The following is a 12,059-nucleotide window of genomic DNA, read 5'->3' on the forward strand; positions in this document are numbered from 1 at the left end:
TTGTATTACAGGAGAAATGAAGATGATGGTTTCCTATTTATTGAGTGTTAGGGTGGAAAGAGTAATTGAGATTCTTAAGGGGGAGCTTTCTATAAAATTATAGAAAGTAAATACATTCACAAGAAGGGAGCTCAATATGGAAAAATTGCTAATTGAAGGCGGAAGAGCTTTAAATGGAACAATTCGTGTGAGTGGTGCAAAGAACAGCGCTGTTGCATTAATTCCAGCGACAATTTTAGCAGATACTCCAGTAACTATTGGTGGTGTCCCTAATATTTCGGACGTGAAAATGTTAGGAGACTTACTAGAGGAAATTGGAGGAAGAGTAACGTATGGACAGGAGGAAGAGATGGTAGTCGATCCTTCTAACATGGTTGCAATGCCTTTACCAAATGGAAAAGTGAAAAAATTGCGTGCTTCTTATTATTTAATGGGTGCGATGCTTGGCCGTTTTAAAAAAGCTGTTATTGGGCTTCCAGGTGGATGTCACTTAGGACCGAGGCCGATTGATCAGCACATTAAAGGATTTGAAGCGTTAGGTGCACATGTTACGAATGAACAAGGTGCTATCTATTTAAGAGCAGATGAACTACGAGGGGCACGTATTTATTTAGATGTTGTTAGTGTAGGAGCTACGATTAATATTATGCTAGCAGCTGTACGAGCGAAAGGTAGAACTGTTATTGAAAACGCAGCGAAAGAACCAGAGATTATTGATGTAGCTACACTGTTAACTAGCATGGGAGCACGCATTAAAGGTGCTGGTACAGATGTAATCCGAATTGATGGTGTGGATTCATTGCACGGTTGTCATCATACGATCATTCCAGATCGTATTGAAGCGGGTACGTATATGATTTTAGGTGCTGCGTCAGGAGGAGAAGTAACAGTTGATAATGTTATTCCTCAGCATTTGGAGTCAGTTACTGCAAAATTAAGAGAAGCTGGTGTCCAAGTTGAAACGAATGATGACCAGATTACAGTGAACGGTGATAGAAGATTAAAAGTAGTTGATATAAAAACGCTTGTATATCCAGGTTTCCCAACAGATTTACAACAGCCATTTACAACACTTTTAACAAAGGCGCATGGAACGGGTGTTGTAACGGATACGATTTATGGCGCACGTTTTAAACATATTGATGAATTACGTCGCATGAATGCGCAAATTAAAGTAGAAGGTCGGTCAGCTATCGTAACTGGTCCTGTTTTATTACAAGGTGCAAAAGTGAAAGCGAGTGATTTGCGAGCTGGAGCAGCTCTTGTTATTGCAGGATTGATGGCGGATGGAATTACAGAAGTAACCGGACTTGAGCATATTGATCGTGGCTATGAAAATATAGTAGACAAGCTTAAAGGGCTTGGTGCAAACATTTGGCGAGAACAAATGACAAAGCAAGAAATTGAAGAAATGAAGAACGCATAAGTGATACTTCCGCGAGGGGGAAGCGAAGCATCACTACTTGCGGAAGTACACTTTATAGAAAAACACGGTTCACAAAATACGGCAGAAATATAAAGACTTAAAGGAGAGGGATTATCGTGGAAAGAAGTTTATCTATGGAGTTAGTACGTGTAACAGAGGCTGCAGCTTTATCATCAGCGCGTTGGATGGGACGCGGGAAAAAGGATGAGGCAGACGGTGCAGCAACATCAGCTATGCGTGATGTATTTGATACAATTCCGATGAAAGGTACAGTTGTAATTGGTGAAGGTGAAATGGATGAAGCACCAATGCTATATATCGGAGAAAAATTAGGTACAGGATATGGTCCGCGTGTAGACGTTGCAGTTGATCCTTTAGAAGGGACAAACATTGTAGCAGCTGGTGGATGGAATGCTCTTGCTGTTATTGCAATTGCAGATCATGGTAATTTGTTACATGCTCCTGACATGTACATGGATAAAATCGCGGTTGGCCCAGAAGCGGTTGGGGCGGTCGATATTGATGCGCCTATTATCGATAACTTACGTGCAGTTGCGAAAGCGAAAAACAAAGATATTGAAGATGTTGTAGCGACAGTTTTAAACCGTCCACGTCATCAAGCAATTATTGAAGAAATTCGTAAAGCTGGTGCTCGCATTAAATTGATTAATGATGGAGACGTAGCTGGTGCAATCAACACCGCATTTGATCGTACAGGTGTAGATATTTTATTCGGATCTGGTGGTGCGCCTGAGGGTGTATTAGCGGCAGTTGCATTAAAATGTTTAGGTGGAGAAATTCACGGGAAATTATTACCACAAAACGAAGCTGAATTGGCGCGTTGCAAAAAGATGGGCATAGAAGACATCAACCGCATCCTTCGCATGGAGGACTTAGTAAAAGGTGACGATGCAATCTTCGCAGCAACAGGCGTAACAGACGGAGAACTACTACGCGGCGTTCAATTTAAAGGTAGCGTAGGAACAACACAATCTCTTGTTATGCGTGCAAAATCAGGCACAGTACGCTTCGTAGACGGACGTCACAGCTTAAATAAAAAACCGAACTTGGTTATTAAGTAAAAAGCGGAGGTGGCTTGCTCAGAAGGGGAAGGCATTGGAACTCCTGACGAAGAGGCGTTTTGTGCCTCGCAGGAAGGGGTGAAATGACTGATCCTTCTAGCCACCGGAGCTGGATTAAGTAAAAAGCGTAGGCAGCTCGTTCAGAATGGGAGGGGGATGGAGCTTCTGACGAAGAGGCGCTTTTTGCCTCGTAGGAAGAAGTGAAGCCACCGACCATTCTAGCTGATGAAACTAGATTAAATAAAAAGCGAAGACAAATTTTCTTGTCTTCGCTTCTTGTATTTGTGTTTCAACGTATTGATTAAAACTAGATAAAAGGGTTACAATAGTGAATATTACCCTACTTGAACTTATTGCCTTTCATTATTAATTATTTGCCTTCCGTATTTTTTCCCTTTACCCATGTGAAAAGAGAATAACGTTAAAGTGTGGTGTCTGAATGAATTTGTCAATTGCAGCATTAGAAAACATGAAATTAAAAGAGTTATACGAGCTTGCGAAAGAATTTAAAATTTCGTATTATAGCAAATTAACGAAAAAAGAGTTAATCTTCGCCATTTTAAAAGCTCGAGCAGAAAAAGAAGGTTTCTTCTTCATGGAAGGCGTATTAGAAATTATTCAATCAGAAGGATTTGGATTCCTACGTCCTATCAACTACTCTCCAAGCTCAGAAGATATTTATATCTCAGCTTCGCAAATTCGTCGTTTCGATTTACGTAATGGAGATAAGGTTTCTGGTAAAGTACGACCTCCGAAAGAAAATGAACGCTACTTTGGGTTATTACAAGTTGAAGCTGTAAACGGAGATGATCCAGAGTCAGCAAAAGAGCGTGTGCATTTCCCTGCATTAACACCATTATACCCAGATCGCCAAATGAAATTGGAAACGGAACCGAAAAAGTTACCGACACGCATCATGGATTTAATTGCACCAGTTGGATTTGGACAACGTGGTTTAATTGTCGCGCCTCCAAAGGCTGGTAAAACTAGTCTATTAAAAGAAATCGCACACAGTGTTACAACAAATCATCCGGAAGCTGAATTAATTGTCCTTTTAATTGATGAGCGTCCAGAGGAAGTAACAGATATTGAACGTTCTGTTAAAGGAGATGTTGTAAGCTCTACTTTTGATGAAGTACCAGAAAATCATATTAAAGTAGCAGAACTTGTGTTAGAACGTGCAATGCGTCTTGTAGAGCACAAAAAAGATGTTATCATTTTAATGGATAGTATTACCCGTTTAGCGCGAGCTTACAACCTTGTTATTCCGCCAAGTGGTAGAACATTATCGGGTGGTATCGACCCAGCTGCCTTCCATAGACCGAAGCGTTTCTTTGGAGCTGCACGTAATATCGAAGAAGGCGGTAGCTTAACAATTTTAGCAACAGCTCTTGTTGATACAGGATCTCGTATGGACGATGTAATTTACGAAGAATTTAAAGGAACTGGAAATATGGAACTTCATTTAGATCGTTCATTAGCTGAGCGTCGTATCTTCCCGGCAATTGATATTCGCCGTTCTGGTACACGTAAAGAGGATCTATTAATTCCGAAAGAACATTTAGACAAACTATGGGGTATTCGTAAAACAATGCGTGATACACCAGACTTTGTTGAAGGTTTCTTACGTAAACTTCGTCAAACAAAGACAAATGAAGAATTTTTACAAAACATTGTTGCAGATTCGAAAAGATATGTAACAACGAAGTAAAGGGAAAAGATTGGGACTCGCTTATTTTATGGTAAGCGAGTTTTTTATGTTTTTTAGGTGATCTTAAAGAGAGATGAGTGGAAGGGCATTAGTTGGTTCTAGTTGGATGAGTGGCCTCCATTTTAAGATAATATCCAGCTTCAGCGGCTAGAATGGTCGGTGGCTTCGCGTCTTCCTACGAGGCAAAAAGCGCCTCTACGTCAGAAGCTCCATCCCCCTCCCATTCTGAACGAGCCGCTTGCGCTTTTAAAATTAAAAAGACAAAAACAGGTAGTTGCAAAATGAAGTTAGCCTTGTTATAATTTCATCATATGTGTTTCATCAATATAGTTGTGTATGCAGCTGAAGATGAAAAACTCTGTTTCGAAAATGATTCAGGGCGGAAGGAGATGAAAAGAATGAAAGCAGGAATTCACCCAGATTACAAGAAAGTTGTATTCATGGACACAAACACAGGCTTCAAATTCTTAAGCGGATCTACTAGAGGATCTAACGAAACTGTTGAGTGGGAAGATGGTAACACTTATCCATTACTAAAAGTTGAGATCAGTTCTGATTCTCACCCATTCTACACTGGACGTCAGAAGTTTGCTACTGCAGACGGACGCGTTGACCGCTTCAATAAGAAATACGGTCTTAAGTAATAAAAACATAAAACAGGCAAGTGTATCTATTCGCTTGTCTGTTTTTTTTGCGAAAATATTATACCTTTACCCTACTTTTAATTAAAAAGTAGATGAAAGGAGAGCTTCATGTACTTAATAAATCAGAACGGTTGGATTGAAGTGATTTGCGGTAGTATGTTTTCTGGTAAATCAGAAGAGCTTATCCGCCGTGTGCGTCGTACGCAATTTGCGAAACAACATGCAATTGTATTTAAACCATGTATTGATAATCGCTATAGTGAAGAAGACGTTGTATCACATAACGGATTAAAGGTAAAAGCAGTTCCTGTTTCAGCTTCAAAAGATATATTTGAACATATCACTGAAGAAATGGATGTAATTGCAATCGATGAGGTGCAATTCTTTGATGGGGACATTGTGGAAGTGGTGCAAGTATTGGCAAATCGTGGCTATCGTGTCATTGTAGCTGGTTTAGACCAAGATTTCCGTGGTCTACCATTTGGACAAGTTCCTCAGCTGATGGCGATTGCTGAACATGTAACAAAACTACAAGCAGTATGTTCTGCATGTGGATCTCCGGCAAGTCGTACACAACGATTAATTGATGGAGAACCAGCGGCATTTGATGATCCGATTATTTTAGTTGGTGCTTCAGAATCGTATGAACCACGCTGTCGTCATTGTCATGCAGTTCCTACAAACAAAGATAAGTAAAACTCGCTGCGCAAGGCGGGTTTTTTTCAGAATAGAGAGTGTGAGTGGTGTGAGCCACTTGCGCTTTAAGTTGTAATATCTAGCTCCAGCGGCTAGAATCTCCGGCCATTTCACTCTCTCGCTTGAAGCAAAAAGTACTTCAAGCGAGAGGGTTCCAATGGCCTGCGATTCTGAGCAAGCCGCTTACGCTTTTAAATATAATTTGCGTTTTTTTGAGTAAGTACCATATACTATTTGTATTAGATACTAGGATGTAGAGGTGAATGATGTGTTAGATCGTTTGCAAGCTGTAGAAAATCGTTATGAGAAGTTAAATGAATTGCTAAGCGACCCAGCAATTATTAGTGATTCAAATAAGCTTCGTGAATATTCAAAGGAACAGTCTGATATACAGGAAACGGTAGAGGTGTATCGTGAGTATAAGGATGTTCGTGAGCAATTAAAAGATGCGAAAGCAATGTTAGAAGATAAGTTAGACGCAGAAATGCGTGAAATGGTAAAAGAAGAGGTTTCTGAGTTAGAATCACAAGAAAAAACATTATCAGAGCGTCTGAAAATTTTACTTGTACCAAAAGACCCTAACGATGATAAGAACGTTATCGTTGAGGTTCGTGGAGCTGCTGGTGGCGACGAGGCCGCTTTATTTGCTGGTGACTTATATCGTATGTATAGCCGTTATGCTGAGGTGCAAGGTTGGAAAACGGAGATTATCGAGGCTAGCTATACAGAGTTAGGTGGATATAAAGAGATTATCTTTATGATTAACGGTAAAGGTGCTTTCGCGAAGCTGAAATTCGAGAATGGCGCTCACCGTGTACAACGTGTTCCTGAAACGGAATCTGGTGGACGTATCCATACATCTACAGCAACTGTAGCTGTATTACCAGAGGCAGAAGAAGTAGAAATTGATATTCATGAGAAAGATGTTCGTGTTGATACATTCGCTTCTAGTGGACCTGGTGGACAGAGCGTTAATACAACGATGTCAGCGGTACGTTTAACGCATTTACCGACTGGTGTAGTTGTATCATGTCAGGATGAGAAATCACAAATTAAGAATAAAGAAAAAGCGATGAAAGTATTACGCGCACGTGTTTATGATAAGTTTAGACAAGAAGCACAAGCTGAGTATGATCAAAACCGTAAACAAGCTGTTGGTACGGGTGATCGTTCAGAGCGTATTCGTACGTATAACTTCCCGCAAAACCGTGTTACAGACCATCGAATCGGTTTAACGATTCAAAAGTTAGATCAAATCTTACAAGGTAAGTTAGATGATTTCATCAATGCCTTAGTAATGGAAGATCAGGCTCAAAGGATGGAGGCAGCTGAGTAATGCGTGTCTATGAAGCCCTGAAATGGGCTTCTTCTTTTTTACAGGAGAATGGACGAGATGAAAATGCGGGAGAAATTGTCCTTTGTCATGTATTAAAGACGAATAGAACAGGATTATTGATGAACATGCGTGAAGAAATAACTGCGGAACAAGAAAAAAGTTTTACAGAGTTTATCCACAAGCATGTAGAAGGTATTCCTATTCAATATATGATTGGTCATGAAATGTTTTATGGAAGATCGTTCTTTGTGAATGAAGAAGTATTAATACCAAGACCAGAAACAGAAGAGCTTATAGTAGGAGTGTTAGAAAGAATCGAGCGTCATTTTGGTGATGAGAAAATACATGTAGCAGATATTGGTACAGGTAGCGGAGCAATTTCGATTACACTTGCTTTAGAAAATAAAAATCTTCATGTGTATACGGTAGATATTGCGCAGGAGTCGATTGAAGTTGCAAAAGAAAATGCGAAAACTTTGGGCGCAGAAGTAACGTTCTATCATGGTGATTTATTATCACCATTTTATGAAACGGGTCAAAAGTTAGATGTTGTTGTTTCAAATCCTCCATATATACCGGAAGAAGATTGGCGTGGTCTTTCTCCCGTGGTGAAAGAGCATGAGCCAAAGAGAGCGCTTGTTGGTGGTGAAGACGGATTAGATTTCTATCGCCGCTTTATGGAAGAGTTGCCGAATGTGTTGCAGAAGAAAGCAATTGTCGCATTTGAAATTGGGGTAGGGCAAGGTGAGGACGTGAAAGGGCTGTTACAACAAGCATTTCCACATGCTCATGTTGAGGTTGTTTTTGATATTAATGGAAAAGATCGTATGGTATTTGCGGAGATGGAGTAAGGTTTACACCTTACTCTATTTTTTTTGTGGAAAAATTCATATAGATTTTGAATTTAATAGTTTAGAAAGATGAAAGTCTGTCCACACTGTTTGTAGAAGGGACGGTGGAGGAAATGAAAAAACAAGTTATTGCTTATCTTCTTCTATTATTAATTGGTGCACAGTTACTTGTGCAGTTTGGATATATGAAAGCTGATGCGAAAGGGCCTTCAGTTATTCCGAAAGAGGCCGTTCGATTACGGATTTTAGCAAATAGTGATTCAGATAAAGACCAGGCGTTAAAGCGCAAAGTGCGTGATGAAGTAAAAGCACAAATTGATGGATGGGTAGCTGATTTAACTTCATTTGAAGAGGCACGCAAGGTCATTCAAAGTCATATTCCAGAAATCGAAAAAACAGTAGCAAATACGTTGAAAAAAGAAGGAAGTAAAGATTCATTTCAAGTGAAATTCAGTAAAAATGTAAAGTTTCCTACAAAGGTATATGGGAATTTTATTTATCCGGCAGGGGAATATGAAGCAGTCTTAATTACAATTGGGAAAGGTGAAGGGGCAAACTGGTGGTGTGTACTATTTCCACCAATGTGTTTCTTAGATTTTTCAAGTGGTACAGCTGTAAGGAAAGAAGAACATGTTGTGAAGGCTGAATCTCCTGAAGAGGAGCAAGTGAAACAAATAGATGATGAAGAAGTAGTAAATGCAGAAGAGAAAAAAGAGGATGAGGTGAAAGAAAAGAAAGTTGTAAAGCAGGAAGTCGCAAAAAAAGTAACGGCTTCTGAAAAAAAAGTAGTAAAAAATGAAACGAAAGTAGAAGAACAACCTGCAAGTAAAGAGGAAACAAAAACTGTGGAAAAAGTGGAGAAACCTGTGGAACAAAAACAAGAAAAGCGAAATGAGTATGTAAAAGTAGAGGAGGAAGAAGAAAAGCCGGAAGTTAAGTTATTTATTGTAGAAGCTTTTACATCTTTATTCTCTAAATAGTACTATTCGTAAATCCCTTCTCATATATAAAAAAGAGGAGGGATTTATTATGAAGAAGGTATATTTTGCGACAAAGGCAGATGTGGAAAGATTGCATTCTTTTTTCGGACAAGCTAATAAAAAAGATGATAAAATAAATGAGTTGTACGCACAGTTTATGATTTTGGAAGAGGCGGAAGAAATACGGGCAGTCATTGGATATGAACAAAGTGAAGAAAACGCACTTATTCGTTCTTGTTTATTCACACCTAATGTGGATAAACAGACTTTCTTATATTTTTTTGAAATGTTTTTGCAGTATATGAAAGAAAAAAATATTCGACAATTGTACTTACTAACAAATCATCCACAATCTATAACGATCTTTCAGTTTTTTGACTTTGTTACGATAGAGAAAGAGAACGTACCAGAGGGAATTCGACAGTTAGAACACTTTTGTAAAAATATAAAAGAGCCAAATGCAATAATACTAAATTGTCAGCTATTCACAAAGTTATCCACGGATTAATTAGGTTTATCCACATTTTGTGGATAAACCTTGTTTGTCTTTTGGATAAATCTCATAGTAAACTAAAAATAGACAAGTATTTCAGGGTAGAAAAGGACGTGGGAAAAAATGCATACAAATATGTGGGTTGTGGATAATGTTGTGGAAAGAAAAAAATATTATCCACAGTTACAAGAAGCAGCAAAATTATTAAGGGAAAATGAGGCGATTGCCTTCCCTACAGAAACGGTATATGGACTAGGTGCAAACGCGATGAATGATGAAGCGATTGCGAAAATTTTTGAGGCGAAAGGAAGACCGAGTGATAATCCACTTATTGTCCACATCGGTACAAAATCGCAGTTAGATGGTATTGTGAAGGAAATTCCGCCAGTTGCAGAACAGTTAATGGAGCATTTTTGGCCGGGCCCTTTAACAATTATTTTACCTAGAAAAGAAGGGATTTCAGAGAAGGTAACGGCAGGACTTAATACGGTTGGAGTAAGAATGCCTGATCATCCGGTAGCTCTTGCTCTTATTGAAGAGGCAAATGTACCTGTTGCAGCACCTAGTGCAAATCGTTCAGGTCGTCCAAGTCCGACGTTAGCATCTCACGTATATGAAGATTTAAATGAGAAAATCGCAGGTATTGTAGATGGTGGTGCAACAGGAGTCGGTGTTGAATCGACTGTAATTGATTGTACGAGCGCTGTTCCAACGATATTACGCCCAGGTGGAATTACGAAAGAACAATTGGAAGCGGTGATTGGCACGGTTTCTTTAGATCCGGCTCTAAAGGATGAGAAGGAAAAACCTAAATCACCTGGAATGAAATATACACATTATGCACCGAAAGCGCCGCTCAGTATCGTTGAAGGATCACGTGAGTTTATCCAGCGCCTTGTGGATGAGAAGAAGGAAGAAGGATTCAAAGTAGGTGTATTAACGACAGAAGAGTATCACCATATATATAATGCGGATGTTGTATTATCATGTGGTGTTCGAAGTGATTTAGCTAGCGTTGCGACTAAATTATATGATGTACTTAGAACGTTTGATGCAAGTGAAGTGGATGTTATTTTTAGTGAATCGTTCCCGAATGAAGGAATAGGAAACGCGATTATGAATCGCTTAACAAAAGCGGCAGGACATCATATTATTACTGAATGATAAGGTACGATTAGCAAACAGAATATTTCTCCTCGGATAAGCATATTGTGAAGTAGCACGTCCGAGGAGGGACATGAATGACGTTTGAACAGCTAATACCTTTAATAATTATGGCATTCGCCTTAGGGATGGATGCATTTTCGGTGAGTCTTGGTATGGGAATGATGGCCTTAAAGATAAGACAGATCCTGTATATCGGTGTGACGATAGGGATATTTCATATTATCATGCCATTTATTGGGATGGTATTAGGTCGTTTTTTATCAGAGCAGTATGGAGACATTGCACATTTTGCAGGTGCTATTTTATTAATAGGACTAGGATTTTATATTGTGTATTCCTCTATTTTAGAGAATGAAGAGACTAGAACAGCCCCTATTGGAATTAGTTTATTCGTATTTGCATTTGGTGTTAGTATAGATAGTTTTTCAGTAGGGCTTAGTCTTGGTATTTACGGAGCACAGACAGTTATTACGATATTACTCTTTGGATTTATTAGTATGTTATTAGCGTGGACTGGTTTATTCATTGGTAGGCATGCGAAAGGTATGCTCGGTACATATGGTGAGATAGTAGGTGGTATCATTTTGGTTGGATTTGGATTATATCTCCTTTTTCCTATATAATTTTAAGGGGGAGGGCGTTATGAACAAATTATTGGAATGGTATATTCGATTTGTAACTTTTTTTCCGAGATGGTTACGACTACTTATTATTTGGGGTATTATTTTACAAATTTCAATTTTAGGTTGGATTAAATTAATTCGCGAATGGTAAGATAGTTCCTTTCTGTGCATAGTTTTGTTTGTACTATACTGATTGCGCTAAAAAATTAAACATATAGAAAGGATGAGATGGATGACGAGATTGAAGCAAGTTTTTGGTATTATTATTAGTTTTTTTGTTTTTTGGTTTAGTATGCTCGGTGTACAAATGTTTGCTGAGTTTTTAGATATTGAGTCATTGAAGTTTGTTGCGGGGAAAACGGAGGCAGCGCGTGCTTTTTATTCTCCATACCCGTTTTTAATTGTTTTTCTTATTACATTGCTTTCCCTATATTTCTTAGTCATTAAGCTTGGGAAACCTAAAAAAGAGAAAGTACCTACTTTAGAGGAGCAGAAAGAAGAGATATAAGGGGGATACTATGTCTAACATTTCTTTGGCAGAAGCTGTAAAATTAAAAAGTGTATTATCGAAAAGAATACATGAATTAGAAGAAGAGATGAACCAAATTGGATTTGTTGAAATTGAAAAAGGTGATACACTTCCAAAACAGACGCGTACATTGGTACAAGTTGAACAGGAGCTAGATGAAGTTCGCGCTGATTTTCGTCTTTTAGATAAATTAATGTATGAAGCAAATATCCGAAATGAAGTGAATTTCAACGGAGAGAATATAACGATTGTTGAAGCGATAGAACTTGCAACGCAGTTACGTGCAAAAGCTCGAAAGTGTAAAGAGTTTGGCGTGAGTAAGAAAGAAGAACATGTATATTCTTACGGTGAAACATCATCGCTTGTAAAAGTAGCCATGTTTGATCCTGAAGTATATCGTGTAAAAGGTTTAGAGTTAGAGAGACAGGCTAATAGGTTATCTAACTTAATTAATGCGAAAAACTACGCCATTGAACTAGACTTTGATGGTGAAAAATACTTTTAAACCTTGAAGTGGTGAG

Annotated in this window: 14 protein-coding genes; all 14 read left to right on the top strand. The window is 38.7% G+C overall.

The window, feature by feature from the left end; all coding sequences use genetic code 11:
* The first annotated feature begins 136 nt into the window (after positions 1-136).
* The 14 genes from murA to ACTFNE_RS18380 all read left to right on the top strand — a co-directional run bounded on the left by murA (position 137) and on the right by ACTFNE_RS18380 (position 12,043).
* Positions 137-1,426, top strand: coding sequence for a UDP-N-acetylglucosamine 1-carboxyvinyltransferase (murA, locus tag ACTFNE_RS18315; protein ID WP_000413260.1), 1,290 nt, complete (start codon positions 137-139; stop codon positions 1,424-1,426).
* Between the two features lie 116 nt (positions 1,427-1,542).
* Positions 1,543-2,508, top strand: coding sequence for a class II fructose-bisphosphatase (gene glpX / locus ACTFNE_RS18320; RefSeq protein WP_000442336.1), 966 nt, complete (start codon positions 1,543-1,545; stop codon positions 2,506-2,508).
* Positions 2,509-2,947: 439 nt separating this feature from the next.
* Complete coding sequence (gene rho / locus ACTFNE_RS18325; RefSeq protein ID WP_001053898.1) at positions 2,948-4,219, top strand: transcription termination factor Rho; 1,272 nt, start codon at positions 2,948-2,950, stop codon at positions 4,217-4,219.
* A gap of 398 nt (positions 4,220-4,617) precedes the next feature.
* On the top strand, positions 4,618-4,863 hold the full coding sequence (locus ACTFNE_RS18330) for a type B 50S ribosomal protein L31 (protein WP_000643437.1): 246 nt from the start codon (positions 4,618-4,620) through the stop codon (positions 4,861-4,863).
* A gap of 108 nt (positions 4,864-4,971) precedes the next feature.
* Positions 4,972-5,559 carry a thymidine kinase gene (locus ACTFNE_RS18335; RefSeq protein WP_000280862.1) on the top strand — a complete coding sequence of 196 codons (588 nt, stop codon included), beginning with the start codon at positions 4,972-4,974 and terminating at the stop codon, positions 5,557-5,559.
* A 268-nt stretch (positions 5,560-5,827) separates the two neighbouring features.
* Positions 5,828-6,895 carry a peptide chain release factor 1 gene (prfA, locus tag ACTFNE_RS18340; protein ID WP_000887065.1) on the top strand — a complete coding sequence of 356 codons (1,068 nt, stop codon included), beginning with the start codon at positions 5,828-5,830 and terminating at the stop codon, positions 6,893-6,895.
* Positions 6,895-7,746: a peptide chain release factor N(5)-glutamine methyltransferase gene (gene prmC, locus ACTFNE_RS18345; RefSeq protein WP_001267033.1), complete on the top strand. Its 852-nt coding sequence runs from the start codon at positions 6,895-6,897 to the stop codon at positions 7,744-7,746. Before prfA ends, prmC begins: the two co-directional genes overlap by 1 nt.
* A gap of 113 nt (positions 7,747-7,859) precedes the next feature.
* Positions 7,860-8,726 (top strand): stage II sporulation protein R, encoded by an 867-nt coding sequence (gene spoIIR / locus ACTFNE_RS18350; protein ID WP_046198083.1) that lies wholly within the window; start codon positions 7,860-7,862, stop codon positions 8,724-8,726.
* Positions 8,727-8,775: 49 nt separating this feature from the next.
* Complete coding sequence (locus tag ACTFNE_RS18355; protein WP_000758435.1) at positions 8,776-9,234, top strand: mechanosensitive ion channel protein; 459 nt, start codon at positions 8,776-8,778, stop codon at positions 9,232-9,234.
* A 108-nt stretch (positions 9,235-9,342) separates the two neighbouring features.
* The gene (locus ACTFNE_RS18360; RefSeq protein ID WP_270705215.1) at positions 9,343-10,383 is read left to right on the top strand and encodes an L-threonylcarbamoyladenylate synthase; all 1,041 of its coding nucleotides are present in this window, start codon (positions 9,343-9,345) and stop codon (positions 10,381-10,383) included.
* Positions 10,384-10,460: 77 nt separating this feature from the next.
* Positions 10,461-11,009, top strand: a complete 549-nt coding sequence (locus ACTFNE_RS18365) for a manganese efflux pump MntP (protein ID WP_000142468.1) — start codon at positions 10,461-10,463, stop codon at positions 11,007-11,009.
* A gap of 19 nt (positions 11,010-11,028) precedes the next feature.
* The gene (locus ACTFNE_RS18370) at positions 11,029-11,160 is read left to right on the top strand and encodes a hypothetical protein (protein ID WP_001037626.1); all 132 of its coding nucleotides are present in this window, start codon (positions 11,029-11,031) and stop codon (positions 11,158-11,160) included.
* Between the two features lie 81 nt (positions 11,161-11,241).
* On the top strand, positions 11,242-11,517 hold the full coding sequence (locus ACTFNE_RS18375) for a DUF3935 domain-containing protein (RefSeq protein WP_000197477.1): 276 nt from the start codon (positions 11,242-11,244) through the stop codon (positions 11,515-11,517).
* A gap of 10 nt (positions 11,518-11,527) precedes the next feature.
* Positions 11,528-12,043, top strand: a complete 516-nt coding sequence (locus ACTFNE_RS18380) for a hypothetical protein (protein ID WP_000065590.1) — start codon at positions 11,528-11,530, stop codon at positions 12,041-12,043.
* Positions 12,044-12,059: the final 16 nt, after the last annotated feature.

The sequence above is a fragment of the Bacillus cereus group sp. MYBKT111-2 genome, assembly GCF_051915205.1.
Lineage (GTDB): Bacteria > Bacillota > Bacilli > Bacillales > Bacillaceae_G > Bacillus_A > Bacillus_A paranthracis.

Bases quoted from the DNA above. Each gene is read 5' to 3' on its own strand.
- ACTFNE_RS18370 (WP_001037626.1), top strand. From the start codon at position 11,029: ATGAACAAATTATTGGAATGGTATATTCGATTTGTAACTTTTTTTCCG.
- ACTFNE_RS18375 (WP_000197477.1), top strand. From the start codon at position 11,242: ATGACGAGATTGAAGCAAGTTTTTGGTATTATTATTAGTTTTTTTGTT.
- ACTFNE_RS18355 (WP_000758435.1), top strand. From the start codon at position 8,776: ATGAAGAAGGTATATTTTGCGACAAAGGCAGATGTGGAAAGATTGCAT.
- ACTFNE_RS18335 (WP_000280862.1), top strand. From the start codon at position 4,972: ATGTACTTAATAAATCAGAACGGTTGGATTGAAGTGATTTGCGGTAGT.
- spoIIR (WP_046198083.1), top strand. From the start codon at position 7,860: ATGAAAAAACAAGTTATTGCTTATCTTCTTCTATTATTAATTGGTGCA.
- ACTFNE_RS18360 (WP_270705215.1), top strand. From the start codon at position 9,343: ATGCATACAAATATGTGGGTTGTGGATAATGTTGTGGAAAGAAAAAAA.
- ACTFNE_RS18365 (WP_000142468.1), top strand. From the start codon at position 10,461: ATGACGTTTGAACAGCTAATACCTTTAATAATTATGGCATTCGCCTTA.
- ACTFNE_RS18330 (WP_000643437.1), top strand. From the start codon at position 4,618: ATGAAAGCAGGAATTCACCCAGATTACAAGAAAGTTGTATTCATGGAC.
- murA (WP_000413260.1), top strand. From the start codon at position 137: ATGGAAAAATTGCTAATTGAAGGCGGAAGAGCTTTAAATGGAACAATT.
- rho (WP_001053898.1), top strand. From the start codon at position 2,948: ATGAATTTGTCAATTGCAGCATTAGAAAACATGAAATTAAAAGAGTTA.
- ACTFNE_RS18380 (WP_000065590.1), top strand. From the start codon at position 11,528: ATGTCTAACATTTCTTTGGCAGAAGCTGTAAAATTAAAAAGTGTATTA.
- prmC (WP_001267033.1), top strand. From the start codon at position 6,895: ATGCGTGTCTATGAAGCCCTGAAATGGGCTTCTTCTTTTTTACAGGAG.